Raw genomic sequence first — 15,432 nt, 5'->3', positions numbered from 1 at the left:
GCCGTGACCCGCGGCAAGCTCAGAAGCCGACCTTCAGCGTGAGCCGAACCGTGCGTGGTTCGGCCGGGTGCACGTGGCGGTCGGCGACCGGCGCCGATTCACCGGCGAGCTGCGACTCGTAGTAGTACTCGATGTCGTTGACCTCGCGGTCGAACAGGTTGAACACGTCCAGCGTCAACTCTGCGTCGCGCCAGAGCTTGCGGCTCACGCGCAGGTTGGTGGTGAGCGACGCGTTCGAGCGAACGCTGTTGTCTTCGATCAGCGCACCCGAGCCGAGATAGCGCCACTGCAGGCTGGCCGACCAGGGGCCGAGGTCGCGCGCCGTCACGGCGACCGAGCCGACCTTGTCGACGGCGTTGGGGATGCGGTTGCCCGCCACGTTGTCATCGGAGAAGCGTGCATGCGTCCAGGCCAGGTCGGCATCGACCAGCAGCCAGCGCAACGGAATCCAGCGGTTGTTCCACTCCACACCGCGGCGCGTGCTGGGGCGGTTGGCTTCGGTGGCACCGGCATCGCCCACATAGGCCAGCTCGGAGTTGAAGTCGAGCTTCCACAGCGCGAGCGAGCTTTGCAGGCCGGGAATCCACTCGGTACGTGCGCCGACCTCGAACCCGCGTGAGGCCACGAGGCCGGGCACCTTGTCCACCGGGTCGCCGGTCTTGGGGTCGAGGGTGGCCGTGGTACCGCGCGCATCGTTGCTGTGGAAGCCACGGCCGGCGTTGAAGAAGAACTCGGTCTTCGCCCACGGGCCGAAGATGAGCGAGAGCTTGGGCGACAGCATGTTGCCGCTGGCCCGGCCCGAGTTGGCGGGCTCCGACAGGCTGTTCATATCGAAGCGCACGTTGTCGGCGCGCAGGCCGACAACGCTGCGCAGCGATGGCGTCAACTCCACAGCGGTCTGGCCGTAGATGCCGAGCATCGTTTCGCGCACTTTGTCGTCGCGCGTGGTGCCGACCACCTCGCGCGCCACCGTGTCGAACAGGCCGACGCGGATGCGGTCGTGCCGCAGCTGCACGCCGAACTCGCTGCGTGCCGCCAGGTCGCCGATGCGGTGGTCGATGGCATGGCTCGCGCTGAGGCCGAAGACCTGCCGCTTGTCTTGCTGCGAGAACTGGTCGCCTTGAGCGCCTCGCTCGAGCTCATAGGTGAAATTGGAAAACAGCTTGAGGCTGTAGTCGATCGCATAGGCGGCCACGCGCGTGCTGCCTGCACCGGACTGGTCGTGCCATTCGCCCGACAGGCTGCTGCGGCGGGTATCGCCACCGTCGGTCGGGTCCAGCGAATCGAAGCGATCGAAGGGCTGGCCGTTGTAGCTGCCGGCTTTGATGAGACGCTCAGGCACTTGGTCGGTCGACGTCCAGTGCGCGTCGTAGCCCATCACGCTCGCGCTCCAGCCTCGCGCTGCGGTGCCGCCGCTCAAGGTGACAGCGGCATTCGACTTGCGCAGGCCTTCGGGCACCGTCCACGGGCCGTCGTTGCGCTGCAGCTCGACGGCACCGAGCAGCTGCGTGCCTTCGGCCACCTCGCCCGAACCGCCGAACACGCCGCGTCGAAATCCGTTCCCGCCAAGCGCCAGCGCGCCGAAGGGTGCGGCCAGCGTGTTGCGATAGACGATGTCGGCCGAGCCGGCAGAAGCGAAGTCGCCGTTCTTCGCGAAGTACGGACCCTTGCGGTATTCGATGCGGTCGACCAGCTCGGGGATCAGGAAGTTGAGGTCCGAATAGCCCTGGCCGTGGCCGTGCGTCGGCATGTTGACCGGCAAGCCGTTGACGCTGGTCGCGAAGTCGGTGCCGTGGTCGAGGTTGAAGCCGCGCAGGAAATACTGGTTGGCCTTGCCGTCGCCCGAGTGCTGCGTGACGATGAGGCCGGGCACGAACTCGAGCACCTCGCCCGGACGCAGTGTCGGGCGGCTCTTCAACACCTCGGCGCGGATCACACCTTGCGACGCGGCGTCGGTGGTACCCACGGCGTTGTCGTAATGGCGGCCGGTGACCTCGACCGTGTCGAGCCGGGCCGCGACAACGGTCGGCGCGTCAGCCGAGGGGGTTGGGCTCTGCTGCGCCTGCAGCGACGTGGCGCCGCAGGCCAGGAACGCGGTGAGCGCCAGCGCGCGATGCGCTGCTGTGACGGGACTTTTCATTTGCGCTCTTACGCAGCCAGGGTGACCGTGGATGCAGACCGTCAGAACCCGACCATCACCCCAAACGAGACGAGCAACGGCAGCTGCGTCACCGGCTTGCGCGACGAGTAATCGGCGCTGTAGCTGTAGCCTGAGACGTTCTTGCGCGCATAGGCGTTGATCACCTCGGCGTAGAACCGGTACCTGGGCGAGAGGATGAAGTCGCCGCGCACGTCGAGCCGGTGGTAAGCCGGCAGGCGCTCCGAGTTGAGGCCGCCGTAGATGGGACGCGGGCGGCCGTCGGGGTAGCTGTCTGCGTCGACGATGGGCGTGTCGGGCGAGCCGGTGTGGTAGCTCCAGCGGCTGCCGAGCAGCCAGCGGTCGGACAGCTTGTACTGCGCCACCAGGCTCGCGATCACCGGCTGGTCGAAGTCGAACGGAAATGCTTCGCCGGCGCGGTCGTTCTGGCGGCGGGCACGCGAGAGGCTCAGCGAGAACCAGCCCGACAACTTCGACGTGGCCTCTTTCTTCAGCAGCAGCTCGAGCCCGCGCGATTCACCGCTCGCGCCGTTGGCGTAGTTGAGCACCGGGTCGGCGACCACGAAGTCGCTGAACTTCTTCTGGTAGGCCTCCACACGCCACGACCACCCTTCACCGAATTGCTGCAACACGCCGAGCACGCTGTGCGTGGCGCGCAGGTGCCACAGGCTGGGGTTGCCGATGCCGCCGATCACCTGGTCGCCGGCAGGAAACTGGTTGTGGCGACCCCAGCCGGCACTGACGACGGTGTCGGCCGACCACTTCCATTCGACGCCGAGGCGCGGCTCGGTGTAGTGGCGCTTGAGGTAGCCGTCGTGCGTGTAGTGAACACCGGTGGTGAAGGCCCAGTCGGGCGTCGCCTGCCAACGGTTCTTGGCGTAGAGGTTGGTCACGTTCGCGTCGATGCCGCCTGTCACATGCTTGCGGTCGGCGCTGGTGTAGTCGCACCGCGGGTCGAACTCGGTGCAATGTGCGTCCTGCACGTCGATGTCGTAGTCGAGCTTGATGGACTGCAGCGAGCCGCCCACCGAGGCCTCGTGGTCGGCGCCTGGCTTGAACTTGAACTGCTCGCGCACGAAGGCCGTGTGCGAACGCGCCGCGACGCGGGCGGCGCGGCCGACGGCGCTGTCGTTGGTGTCGAGCGTGTGGCCGAGCGCGAGCTTGTTGCTCATGCCGCGGCCGAAGTCGGCGTCCCACACCACGGCCTGGGTGGCGTACGAGGTGTCGAAGGCGCTGTCTCCGGCGAGAACGGGCTCCTGTTGGGCCAGGCCGGCGGTGAGCGGGATCTTGAAGTCGAGGTGGTCGGACGCGCCGGTGGCGTGAAAGCTCAGCTGATGTGCGTCGCTCAGCTTCCAGAGGTACTTGCCCTGGTAGTCGCTGTACCGGGGCACGGTGATGATCACGCCCGAATCTTCGTCTTCGACGGTGTCGATCAGCAGGTCGAGGTAGCTGCGCTTGACCGCGAAGTAGAACGACTGCTTGTCGTTCACCGGCCCTTCGACCAGGAAGTCGGCACCGAGCAGGCTCACGTTGAGCGTGCCGCCAAGGCGGTCGGTGCGCGGGTTGCGCAGGGTCACGTCGAGCACGGCGCCGATGGCGTCGCTGTACTCGGGGCCGAAGGCCGCGCTGTAGAGCTCGAACTGGCTCACCGGTCGCTGTGCACCACGCTCACCAGGCCGCCCACGTGGAAGAGGTAGCCCACGGGCAGGTAGTCGATGTAGTAGGCGTTGTCGTCGGGGCGCGAGCCGCGCACGGCCGGCGCACTGCTGCTGTCGTCGGCCACGGTGACACCGGGCAGGCTGTGCAGCACTTTCATCGGGTCGCCGCCGGTGCCCGGCACGGTGCGCAGCTCATCGCCGGTGAGCACGCTGCGGCTGACCGTGTTGGCCTCGCGGCGCCCGGTGACAACCACCGGTGCCAGCACGCCGCCCTCAGCCTAGCTGGCTGCACTGGCCGCACTGGCTGCAGCAGGCGGCGGCTCGGCCGCGGGCTGCGCATGCGCGGCCGCGGCGAGCAAGAGGCAGAGTGACAGGGTGACCGACCGCTGGCGGCCCGTCATTCCGCCGCCACGGCGGCGCGCAGGGCGCTGCGGCGGCGCCGCACCACGAGCACGGGCTCGATCAGCATGCACGCAGCGGCCACCGCATACGAACCCCAAACGTAGAGGCCGTAGCCGCCCATCGCGAAAAACTCGGCGGCGCTGTTCCAGTTCATTGTTTGCTCCCTCCCCGGGCCAGTGTGGCGACCCAATCGGTGTGCCGCTCACGCTCAAGGATGATCGCCCGCGTTCGTGTCAGCACGACGGCAAAGGCATACGCCCAGCAGGCCAGCGTCATCAGCAGCATGGCGGTGAGCATGGTGCTCGCCATCTTGGGCGCGGCGGTCGCGCTGATGGTGGCGCCCTGGTGCAGCGTGTTCCACCACTTCACCGAGAAATAGATGATGGGCACGTTGATCGCGCCGACGAGGGCGACCAGTGCGCCGGCGTTGTCGGCGCGGCGCGTGTCGTCGATGGCCTCGACCAGCGCGATGTAGCCGAGGTAGAGAAACAGCAGGATCAGGTACGAGGTGAGCCGCGCGTCCCACACCCACCAGGTGCCCCAGGTCGGCTTGCCCCAGAACGCACCGCTCCACAGCGCGACGAAGGTGAACATGGCGCCGGTCGGTGCAATGGCACGCGCCACCATTGATGCGAGCCGCGCCTTGAAGGCCCAGCCGATGCCGGCCCAGAAGGCCATGGCCATGTACAGCACCATCGACACCCAGGCCGCAGGCACATGGATGAAGATGATGCGATAGGCCTCGCCTTGCGTGGCATCGGTCGGCGCGACGAAGAAGCCGATGTACAGGCCTGCGGCGCTGAGCGCGATCGCTGCGACCCAGAACCAGGGCGTCAACGCCCCGGCCAACCCATAGAAGCGGGACGGTGCCGCAAAGGTGAACAGGCGTGTGGGTGAGGAGCTCATGGGGGTGTCAGTGTGTGGGCGCCGGATGGGTGGTCAGTATCAAGACGTTCGGTGCGAGGTCAAGCCGTCACTCGGTGGAGATGCGCAAGGCCGCTGCCGTGGCCCACGGTGCGAGCAAGGCCGTCACGATGAGCAGCGCCCCGAGCAGCGAATAGTGGCCCTGCGGCGAGATGCCCGAGACGACCGCGCTCACGGCACCGGCACCGAAGATCAGCGCGGGAACGCACAGCGGCAGGATGAGCAGGATCAGCAGCACGCCACCACTGCGCAGGCCGAGCGTGAGGGCGGCGCCGACGCCACCCAGCAGGCTCAGGATGGGCGTGCCCAGCAACAGCCCGAACGTGAGTGCTGCGATGGCATCGCCCTGCATGTCGAACAGCAGGCCGAAGAACGGCGCGACCAGGATTAGCGGCAAGCCGGTGAGCAGCCAGTGCGCCAGCGCCTTGGCCGCGGCGATCAGCACCGCCGATTCGCCGCAGAGCAGCATCTGCTCGAGCGAGCCGTCGGCATGGTCGGCGGCGTAGAGCTGGGTCACCGACAGCATGGCGGCGAGTAGCGCGCAGACCCATACGATGCCGGGCGCGATCTGCCGCAGCGTCTGCGCCTCGGGTCCAACGCCGAGCGGGAACAGGCTCAGCGCAACGCTGAAGAAGGCGATCGGCAGCAAGGCTTCGATGCGCCGGCGCGCGGCGAGGCGCAGGTCTCGTGCAAGAACCGCGGTGAAGGCGGTCATGACGACACCTCGTCGAGTTGAACGGTCAGCGGCTGCGGCTCGACCAATGTCAGTGCCTGATGACTGGTCAGCACCACGCTGCCACCCGCCGCGGTGTGGTGGGTCAGCAGGCCATTGAGCGTGGCGATGCCTTCGACGTCGAGCGAATCGAAAGGCTCGTCGAGGATCCACAGCGACGGCGCTGCATCGAGCGCCAGCCGCGAGAGCGCGACGCGGCGGCGCTGGCCTTGCGACAGCGTGCGCACCGGCGCATCGCGGCGACTGGCCATGCCGAACAGGGCCAGCGCGGCGTCGAGCCGGGCTGTGCTGTCGTCGCGGCCATGCAGGCGCGCGAGAAAGCGCAGCGACTCGCGCACGGTGAGGTCTTCCTTCAGCGCATTGGCGTGGGCGATGTAGACGAGCTGGTGTGCGCCACCGGCCCAGTCGACCCGCCCGGCCTCGGGCGTGGACAGCCCGGCCAGCAGACGCAGCAGGCTCGTCTTGCCGCGGCCGTTGGCCCCGCGCAGCCAGACCACCTGGCCGGGTTTCGCCTCGAACTGCAGACCCTTGAACAGAATGCGGTCGCCGCGGCGGCAGGCCAGGTCGACGGCGGCAAGTGTGGGCAGATCAGGAGTCAACACAGTGCGGGGGTGGCTTTCGAGGCCTCGCATTGTCTGTCAGCGCAGAAGGGTCGGCCTCTGCGCGAAGTACCATGGCCCACACTCCCCCAAGGTACCCCATGAACAAAGACCTGCTGGTCCCGGCCGCCACCATCACCGCCGCCCTCATCACCAACCCGTCGCCCGGCGTGTCGCGCTCCAAGCTGAGTGACGTGGGCACCCTGTTCGCCTCGGTCTACCTCGAACTAGAGAAGTCGCAAGGACTCGTCGACAAACTGCGCGCGCAAGGGGCGACGCCGACACCTTGAGCGAGACGCAAGGCCTGTTCAGCGCCTCGGGCGACACCATCGCATTGGCGTCTCTCGCGTGAACAGGCCCTACGTCGTCGCCGTCCGCGCGCTGTGCGAGTTCACGGCGAAGGCGGGCGACCTCGACCTGCGATTCACGCCCTCGCCTTCGGCGCAGGAAGGCCAGGCTGGCCACGCCGTGGTGGCGGCTCGCCGGCGCGGCACACACTACGAGTCGGAACTGAGCCTCGCCGGCGATTACAAGCACCTCAGCGTGCGCGGTCGGGCCGACGGCTACGACAGCGCGCAGAACCTGCTGGAGGAAGTGAAGACCTTCCGCGGCGACCTGAGCGCCCTGCCCGCCAACCACCGCGCGCTGCACTGGGCGCAGGCCAAGGTCTACGGCTGGCTGCTGTGCCAGAAACTCGCGTTGCCGGAGATGCGCATCGCGCTCGTCTACTTCGACATCGCCAGCCAGCGCGAAACGGTGCTGAGTGAAACGCACACAGCGCAGGCGCTGCAAGAGCATTTCGAGACGCAGTGCGAACGCTTCCTGCAGTGCGCCGAGCAGGAGCTGGCGCACCGCGACAGGCGAGATGCGACGCTGGCAGCGCTGAAGTTTCCACACGAGTCGTTTCGCACCGGGCAGCGCGAGCTCGCCGAGGCGGTCTACAAGTCGGCCAGCCGCGGTCGTTGCCTGATGGCGCAGGCGCCCACCGGCATCGGCAAGACCGTGGGCACGCTGTTCCCGCTGCTGAAGGCGGCACCGGGCCAGTCGCTGGACAAGATCTTCTTCCTCACCGCCAAGGGTTCCGGCCGACGCCTGGCGCTCGACGCGGCCGAGCGCATCCAGGCCGGCGCGCCGACGCTGCGCGAGGCCAGCCAGCCCACGCTGCGCGTGCTCGAGCTTGTGGCGCGAGACAAGGCCTGCGAGCACCCCGACAAGGCCTGCCACGGCGAGTCGTGCCCGCTGGCGCGCGGCTTCTACGACCGGCTACCGGCGGCCCGCGCGGCGGCGCTCACACAGGCCACGCTCGACAAGGCTGCGCTGCGCGAGGTGGCGCTGGCGCACCAGGTCTGCCCCTACTACCTGAGCCAGGAGCTGGCGCGCTGGAGCGACGTGGTCGTCGGCGACTACAACTACTACTTCGACCTGAATGCCTTGCTGCACAGCCTGACGCAGCTGAACCAGTGGCGCGTGAGCGTGCTGGTCGACGAGGCGCACAACCTGGTGGACCGTGCCCGCAAGATGTATTCGGCCGAGCTCGACCAGGCCGAATTCAAGCGCATGCGCAAGACGGCACCGGCCGCGCTCAAGTCACCCCTGAGCAAGCTGAACCGCGCCTGGAATGCATTGGCTACGGCGCAGACCGAGCCGTACCAGGTGCACCCCGGCGTGCCCGATGCGTTCAGCAGCGCACTGCAAAAGGCCGCCACAGCGATCACCGATCACCTGGCCGAACACCCGACAACCGTCGACGCCGAGCTGCAGCGCTTCTACTTCGATGCCTTGCATTTCTCGCGCGTGCTGGAGCTGTTCGACGAGAACTCGCTCTTCGACGTGAGCCTCGCGGGCCGCAGCGCCCTGCTCTGCCTGCGCAACGTGGTGCCGGCACCTTTCCTGAAACCACGCCTCGAAGCGGCCCGCTCGGTGGCGCTGTTTTCCGCCACGCTGAGCCCGCAGCGCTTCTACGCCGACACGCTGGGCCTGCCCGACGACACCGCCTGGATCGACGTGCCCACGCCCTTCACGGCCGACCAGCTCCAGGTGCAGCTGGCCGGCCACATCTCGACGCGCTACCAGCACCGCGACGCCTCGCTCGCCCCCATCGCCCGCTTGATGGCGCGGCAGTACGCGGCGCAGCCCGGCAACTACCTCGCCTTCTTCAGCAGCTACGACTACCTACAGAAGGCCGTTGCGCTGTTTCGCGAACAGGCCCCCGGCGTGCCGGTGTGGGAGCAGTCGCGCCGCATGGACGAGGCCGAGCGCGAGCAATTTCTCGCGCGCTTCACCGCCGACAGCCAGGGCATCGGCTTCGCGGTGCTGGGCGGCTCGTTCGCCGAGGGCATCGACCTGCCGGGCCGGCGGCTGATCGGCGCCTTCATCGCCACACTCGGGCTGCCGCAGCTCAACCCCGTCAACGAACAGATGAAGCAGCGGCTGGGCGAGCGCTTCGGCACCGCGCATGGCTACGACTACGCCTACCTGTACCCCGGCCTGCAGAAGGTGGTGCAGGCGGCCGGCCGGGTGATCCGCACGCCGGCCGATCGCGGGGTGGTCTGCCTGATGGACGACCGCTTCGCCCACAGCAAGGTGCGGCGTCTGTTGCCCGCCTGGTGGCGGGTAACGACGACAACTGGCACCGAGACACCGGCCACTTCCGACGTGTAACAGATTGCTCATCCGTTATGGTGCGCAGAACATCAGGGCCAGCACGGCCAAGGAGCCTCTCTCGTGGTATCGCTTTTTGCCTTCGTCGTTTCGGCCTATGGCATGAACCCCTATCTCATCGCGACCTTCAGCAGCGGCCTCGCCTGCGAGTCGGCCAAGTCCGAAATCATCAGCGTCGCGCTGAAGCAGAACCTCGCCGGCACGAGCACCTATGCACTGGCGCCGAAGAACCTCTCATGCATTGCCACACCCGGCCTCGTCTCGGCCGGTGCCCGCCCACCTGAGCCCACGCTGCCCGTGAAAGCATCTGCAGCGTCGGCAACCAAGCGGCCCACGAAGAAGTGACGTCCAGGCCCGGCGCACGCGAGGGGCGCTTGCGCCGCCGCCTGCTGGCGTACGGGCCGTTCATCGTCACGTTCGGCCTGGTGGCCCTGCTATGGGCCATCGTGCTGGTCTCGTCGGGCATCCAGCAGGAGCGCATTTCCAGCGATGCCCAGCAGCAACTGCGGCTGGTCAACAACGCCGTGGTGCAGCACACCCGCGGGCTGCTGCAGGGCGTCGAGAGCAACCTGCAGGTGCTCGACCACTGGGTGCAATCCCACCCGGAGAGCGACCCGCGGCAAGACACGGCGCTGGCCGAACTGATCGCGCGCCTGAACCAGGGTACCGACGGGTTGGTGAGCATGGGTTTTGCCTCGGAAACCGGCGCCAGTGTGGCCGTGGCCGGCACGCCGGCGTGGCAGCTAGCCATGCCTGCCGTGCCCTGGCCCGAGGCTGGCAAGACACGCATCGGCGTGCCGCTGCGCGCCGGGTCGGGTCAGCCCTGGCGCTGGCCCATTACGCGCCGGATCAGCCCCGCAGCCGGTGACATCGTCGGCGCCGTGGCCTGGATCGACCTCGCCCGCCTGAGTGCGCTGCACGAGAGCTTGCGCTACAAGCCGGCCGGCGCGATCTCGCTGGCAACGTCCGACGCGGTGGTGATCGTGCGCACACCCTGGACCGAGAACCAGATCGGCACCGACTTGCGCACGAAAGGCCCGCTGCGCGTGCTGCCGGCAAGCGCGCCGCAGGGCATGTTTCCCTATGGCGGCACTGAGACCGAAGGACACGAGCGCACGGTGAGCTACGAGCGGCTCGAGCGCTACCCGGTCACCGTGTTCGTCTCGCAGGCAGTGGACGAAACCATGGCCGCCTTCCACGCCCGGCGCAAGATGCTGCTGGCCGGCCTGAGCGCCATCACCGTGCTGGCCTTCCTGTTCTCGCTCGTGCTGGCTCGCAGCCAGCGGGCCGCCCGGCGCAGCCAGGCCGAGTTCGCAGCGGTCAGCGCCGCATTTCCGCTGGGCTTGTTCCGCACCGACGAAAAAGGCGAGACGACCTACGCCAACGACGCCTATTTCGAGCAGCTTGGCCTGCCGCGAGAGCGCATGGCCTGGGGCTGGAGCGAGATCGTCGAAGAGAGCCAACGCGAAGAGGTCATCAAGGCCTGGCGCAAGGCCGTGGCTTCGGGCTGGTCGATCAGGAACAAGCTGCACATCCAACACCCCGTCACCGGCAAGGATGCGGTGATGTCGGTGCGCAGCGCGCCCCTGGTGCTGGACGGCCGGGTGGTCGGCCAGGTGGGATCGCTGGAAAACGTCACCGAGCGCATCCAGCAGCAGACGGCTCAGCGCATGCTCACGGCAATCTTCGAGAAGAGCACCGACATCGTGGCCCAGGTCGGCGCCGACGGCCGCATGCTGTACCTCAACCCGGCTGGCCGGGCCCGGTTGTCCATCGGCCCGAACGACTCCCTCGGCGCTTTGCGCTACGACGACTTCACCCCGGCCCACCGCGAACTGCAGGTGCGCGACGAGATCATGCCCACGGCGCTGGCCCAGGGCATCTGGGTGGGCGAAACCTCGGTGCTGGCTGACGGCGGCCGGGAGATCCAGGTGAGCGAGATGCTGATCGTCCACCGCGACGAGCAGCAGCAGATCGAGACCTTCTCCATCGTGATGCGCGACATCAGCCAAGAGGTTCAGGCGCGCATGGAATTGCAGCGCAGCGACGCGATCCTCAACATCGTCGCCTCGACCCTGCCTGCCAGCGTGGCCGTGCTCGACGACCAGCAACGCTACCTCTTCACCAACGACGCCTTTGACCGCCTGACCGGGCGGCCGCAGGGCAACCTGGTCGGCATGACCATGCGGGAAGCACTTGACGAGGCCGCCTACGAGCTTCGCCGGCCCCACATCGAAGCGGCGCTGGCCGGCCGGCGAACCATGTTCGAGAGCGAGCGCGGCGTGCCCGGCCGGGCGCTCTTCCTCGAGACCACCTACATCCCATTCCACGCCGCCGATGGTCGCGTGGCCGGCTTCGTCGGCCTCGGGCAAGACGTCACCACGCACCGGCTGCAGCAGCAAAAGCTGCTCGATGCCTCGCAGACCGACACGTTGACCGGCGTGCTCAACCGGGCCGGCTTCGACCAGCGCATCCAGGAGGCGCTGGCGCATGCCCACGCCGAGCAGCACCTGCTGGCGCTGCTGTACCTCGATCTCGACGGCTTCAAACCGGTCAACGACGAGCATGGGCACGCTGCCGGCGACACGCTGCTTTTGCAGGTGGCGCAGCGGCTGCAGCGCGTGCTGCGCCCCTCCGACGTACTGGCGCGCCTGGGCGGAGACGAGTTCGCCGTGGTGTTGAACGACGCGAAAGACGCCACCGCAGCCCAGGCCGTGGCGCGCAAGATCGTCGGCTCGCTGGGCGAGGTGTTCGAGGTAGATGGCAAGAAGATCCACATTGGCGGCAGCGTCGGTGTGGCGCTGGCGATGAACGGCCAGGACACGATCCAGGGCTTGCTGCAGCGTGCCGATGCGGCGCTCTACCAGGCCAAGCGGGCCGGCCGCGGGCGCTTCGAAATGGCGGCCGACGCATAGTCCTTCAAATCCCGAGGGTCAATGCGGTCTCACAAGGTCACGAAAAGTCTTGAAACTTAACCCTGCGAACACCCTCGAAGCGAGGTCGCAGTTTTATACTGGAAAAGCGTGAAATCTTCGTCTCAGGCAGGAAGCAGGTTGTATATGGGCGCCAAACTCAAAGTCGCAGGCTGGGTCACCTTGGGGGCCGTCGCCGGCGCCCTGACCACGATGCAGTTGCAAGCCACCGCTCGCAACCCCGCGACGCAATTGCCGCTCGAAGAGCTGCAGCAGCTCGCCGCGGTGTTCGGCATGGTCAAGACCGACTACGTCGAACCGGTCGACGAGAAGAAGCTGATCACCGACGCCATCGGCGGCATGGTGGCCGGGCTCGACCCGCACTCGCAGTATTTCGACAAGAAGACCTTCCGTGAATTCCGCGAGGGCACGACGGGCAAGTTCGTCGGCGTCGGCATCGAGATCGGCATGGAAGACGGCCTGGTGAAGGTCGTCTCGCCGATCGAAGGCTCACCGGCCTTCCGCGCCGGGCTGAAGAGCGGCGACCTGATCACCAAGATCGACGACACCGCCGTCAAGGGCCTCACCATGGACCAGGCCGTCAAGCGCATGCGCGGCGAGCCCAACACCAAGGTCGCGCTGACCATCTTCCGCAAGACCGAGAACCGCAGCTTCCCGATCACCATCACCCGCGAAGAAATTCGCGTGCAGAGCGTGCGCTCCAAGGTCGTCGAGCCGGGTTACGCCTGGCTGCGCGTGAGCCAGTTCCAGGACCGCACGGTCGACGACTTCGCCAACAAGCTGGCCGAGATCTACAAGGCTGAGCCCAACCTGAAGGGCCTGGTGCTCGACCTGCGCAACGACCCGGGCGGCCTGCTCGAAGCCTCGGTCGCCGTCTCGGCCGCCTTCTTGCCGACCGACGCCACGGTGGTCACCACCAACGGCCAGATCGCCGAGTCGAAGTCTGAATTCAAGGCCCGCCCGTCCGACTACCTGCGCCGCGGCGGCAGCGACCCGCTTCGCAAGTTGCCCGAGGCGCTGAAGAAGGTGCCGCTGGTGGTGCTGGTGAACGAAGGCTCGGCATCGGCCAGCGAGATCGTCGCCGGTGCGTTGCAAGACCACCAGCGCGCGACCATCATGGGCTCGCAGACCTTCGGCAAGGGCTCGGTGCAGACCGTGCGCCAGCTGTCGCCGGAAACCGCGCTCAAGATCACCACGGCACGCTACTACACGCCGAGCGGCCGCTCCATCCAGGCCAAGGGCATCGTGCCCGACGTCATGCTCGACGAAACGATGGAAGGCAACCTGTTCGCTGCCTTGCGCATGCGCGAGGCTGACCTCGAGAAGCACCTCCAAAGCGGCCAGGGTGCCGAGGTGAAGGACGAGGCGCGCGAGAAGGCCCGCGAAGAAGCGCGCAAGAAACTCGAGGAAGAAACAGCCAAGAGCACCGCGCCAGTCAAGCCGCTGCCCGAGTTCGGCAGCGCCGAAGACTTCCAGCTGGCCCAGGCCATCAACCGTCTGAAGGGCAAGCCGGTGCTGGTGTCCAAGACGGTGGTGGAACGCAAGGCCGAGGTGACCACCAACAACTGAGTCGGTTCTTTCGCCTCCCGAACGCCCGTGTCGCCCACGGGCGTTTTTCATTGTCGAACCGCCGGGCATGCTCGCCGGCGTTTGTGTTTGTATGCTCCCGCCCATGAACGACAACCAGCTGCTGCGCTATTCGCGTCACATCCTGCTCGACGAACTCGGCATCGAAGGCCAGCAGCGGCTGCTGGGCGCGCACGCGCTGGTGATCGGTGCCGGCGGCCTGGGCTCGCCGGTGGTGTTGTATCTCGGCACGGCGGGCGTCGGCCGCATCACGCTGGTCGACAACGATACCGTGGACTTGACCAATCTGCAGCGCCAGATCGTGCATGACATGTCGCGCATCGGCCAAGCCAAGGTGACCTCGGCTGCGCAGTCCGTCAACGACATCAACCCCGAAGTCACCGTGGTGGCGCTGCAGGAGCGTGCGGACGCACAGCGGCTCGATGAGCTGGTGGCCACGGCCGACGTGGTCGTCGACTGCTGCGACAACTTCACCACCCGCCACGCAGTGAATGCGGCCTGCGTGAAGCACGGCAAGCCGCTCGTGTCCGGCGCGGCGATCGGTTTCGACGGGCAGATCTCTGTCTACGACACGCGCCAGGCCACAGCCCCCTGCTATGCCTGCATCTTCCCGCCCGATGCCGCGTTCGAAGAGGTGCGCTGCGCCACGATGGGTGTGCTGGCGCCGCTGGTCGGCATCATCGGCAGCATGCAGGCCGCCGAGGCATTGAAGCTGCTGGCGGGCACCGGCTCGTCGCTCGCCGGCCGCTTACAGATGCTGGACGCGCGCTCGATGGAATGGACCGAGATCCGCACCCCGCGCAACGCCGATTGCAGCGTGTGCGGCACACGCAATTCGTAGCTCCCAAGCGTTAAGCTGCTCCCATGGACAAGCGCACAGAACTCACCGCCCGCAACTTCCCTCCGGCCAAGAAAGAAGCCGAGCGACAGGGCCCGGCGCCTTCGCTTTATGACGGGCCTGAAAGCTCCTACAACCTGGCGTTCACGGACACGAAATTCCTGCTGCGCGAAGAGCTGCGCCCCGTGCGCATGCAGCTCGAGCTTCTGAAGCCCGAACTCGTGCAACAGGAACAAGGCATCGAGTCGACCATCGTGATCTTCGGCAGCGCACGCATCGTGCCGCCCGACGTGGCCCAGCGCCTCGTCGCCGACGCGCAATCTGCCAACGACGAGACTGCCCTTCGCATCGCGCAAACGCACGTGCGCATGTCGCGCTACTACGAAGAAGCCCGCCGCTTCGGCGCGCTCGTCACCGAGAAATCTAAGCAGCTGGCCCACCCGATCTACGTCGTCACCGGCGGCGGGCCCGGCATCATGGAAGCGGGCAACCGCGGCGCGTTCGAGGTCGGCGGCAAGAGCATCGGCCTGAACATCGTGCTGCCGCACGAGCAGGCGCCCAACCCCTACATCACGCCGGAGCTGTGCTTCCAGTTCCACTACTTCGGCCTGCGCAAGATGCACTTCCTGATGCGCTCCATCGGGCTGCTGTGCTTCCCCGGCGGCTTCGGCACGCTCGACGAGATGTTCGAGGTGCTTACGCTCATTCAAACCGGCAAGTGCCGGCGCCGGCCCATCCTGCTGTTCGGCAAAGAGTTCTGGAGCAGCCTGATCAACTTCGACCTGCTGGTCGAGACGGGCATGATCAGCCCGCTCGACCTGCAGCTGTTCCGCTTCGTCGAATCAGCCGAAGAGGCCTGGAACATCCTCGAGGCCGAGTACGGCTACGACCTGCCTGCCACCGAGCTGAGTGGCCTGGACGACTGATACGCACACACTG

Annotated in this window: 14 protein-coding genes; 7 read left to right on the top strand and 7 right to left on the bottom strand. The window is 67.2% G+C overall.

All coding sequences use genetic code 11. From position 1 onward, the window contains the following. Window positions 1–19: 19 nt before the first annotated feature. The 7 genes from AC1DYS_RS17315 to ccmA form a co-directional block, all read right to left on the bottom strand. Window positions 20–2,140, bottom strand: a complete 2,121-nt coding sequence (locus AC1DYS_RS17315; RefSeq protein WP_477901313.1) for a TonB-dependent receptor — start codon at window positions 2,138–2,140, stop codon at window positions 20–22. A gap of 41 nt (window positions 2,141–2,181) precedes the next feature. Further along, window positions 2,182–3,807, bottom strand: a complete 1,626-nt coding sequence (locus tag AC1DYS_RS17310; RefSeq protein ID WP_477901311.1) for a TonB-dependent receptor plug domain-containing protein — start codon at window positions 3,805–3,807, stop codon at window positions 2,182–2,184. After that, window positions 3,804–4,082: a hypothetical protein gene (locus AC1DYS_RS17305; protein ID WP_477901309.1), complete on the bottom strand. Its 279-nt coding sequence runs from the start codon at window positions 4,080–4,082 to the stop codon at window positions 3,804–3,806. Before AC1DYS_RS17305 ends, AC1DYS_RS17310 begins: the two co-directional genes overlap by 4 nt. 131 nt (window positions 4,083–4,213) lie before the next feature. Further along, entirely contained in the window at window positions 4,214–4,372 is a 159-nt protein-coding gene (ccmD, locus tag AC1DYS_RS17300; protein ID WP_477901307.1) for a heme exporter protein CcmD, read from the bottom strand. Next, window positions 4,369–5,124, bottom strand: coding sequence for a heme ABC transporter permease CcmC (ccmC, locus tag AC1DYS_RS17295; protein WP_477901305.1), 756 nt, complete (start codon window positions 5,122–5,124; stop codon window positions 4,369–4,371). Before ccmC ends, ccmD begins: the two co-directional genes overlap by 4 nt. 67 nt (window positions 5,125–5,191) lie before the next feature. After that, a complete protein-coding gene (gene ccmB, locus AC1DYS_RS17290) occupies window positions 5,192–5,857 on the bottom strand; it encodes a heme exporter protein CcmB (protein WP_477901303.1) in 666 nt (221 codons plus the stop codon). Continuing rightward, entirely contained in the window at window positions 5,854–6,474 is a 621-nt protein-coding gene (gene ccmA / locus AC1DYS_RS17285; protein WP_477901301.1) for a cytochrome c biogenesis heme-transporting ATPase CcmA, read from the bottom strand. Before ccmA ends, ccmB begins: the two co-directional genes overlap by 4 nt. Before the next feature lie 101 nt (window positions 6,475–6,575). Here ccmA and AC1DYS_RS17280 point away from each other — a divergent pair, with 101 nt between their 5' ends. The 7 genes from AC1DYS_RS17280 to AC1DYS_RS17250 all read left to right on the top strand — a co-directional run bounded on the left by AC1DYS_RS17280 (window position 6,576) and on the right by AC1DYS_RS17250 (window position 15,419). Then, window positions 6,576–6,764, top strand: a complete 189-nt coding sequence (locus AC1DYS_RS17280; RefSeq protein ID WP_477901299.1) for a hypothetical protein — start codon at window positions 6,576–6,578, stop codon at window positions 6,762–6,764. Window positions 6,765–6,822: 58 nt separating this feature from the next. After that, window positions 6,823–9,135 (top strand): ATP-dependent DNA helicase, encoded by a 2,313-nt coding sequence (locus AC1DYS_RS17275; protein ID WP_477901297.1) that lies wholly within the window; start codon window positions 6,823–6,825, stop codon window positions 9,133–9,135. A 63-nt stretch (window positions 9,136–9,198) separates the two neighbouring features. Next, entirely contained in the window at window positions 9,199–9,480 is a 282-nt protein-coding gene (locus AC1DYS_RS17270) for a hypothetical protein (RefSeq protein WP_477901295.1), read from the top strand. After that, window positions 9,477–12,050: a diguanylate cyclase domain-containing protein gene (locus AC1DYS_RS17265; protein WP_477901293.1), complete on the top strand. Its 2,574-nt coding sequence runs from the start codon at window positions 9,477–9,479 to the stop codon at window positions 12,048–12,050. The genes AC1DYS_RS17270 and AC1DYS_RS17265 overlap by 4 nt, the downstream gene beginning before the upstream one ends. A gap of 144 nt (window positions 12,051–12,194) precedes the next feature. After that, entirely contained in the window at window positions 12,195–13,637 is a 1,443-nt protein-coding gene (locus AC1DYS_RS17260; RefSeq protein ID WP_477901291.1) for a S41 family peptidase, read from the top strand. A gap of 103 nt (window positions 13,638–13,740) precedes the next feature. Next, entirely contained in the window at window positions 13,741–14,496 is a 756-nt protein-coding gene (locus tag AC1DYS_RS17255) for a HesA/MoeB/ThiF family protein (RefSeq protein WP_477901289.1), read from the top strand. 23 nt (window positions 14,497–14,519) lie between these two features. Further along, window positions 14,520–15,419, top strand: a complete 900-nt coding sequence (locus AC1DYS_RS17250; protein WP_477901287.1) for an LOG family protein — start codon at window positions 14,520–14,522, stop codon at window positions 15,417–15,419. Window positions 15,420–15,432 lie beyond the last annotated feature (13 nt).

Source organism: Rhizobacter sp. P2_G4, from assembly GCF_056403575.1.
Note: the sequence above shows the minus strand (reverse complement) of the source record. Positions and strands in the feature narration are given on the sequence as shown.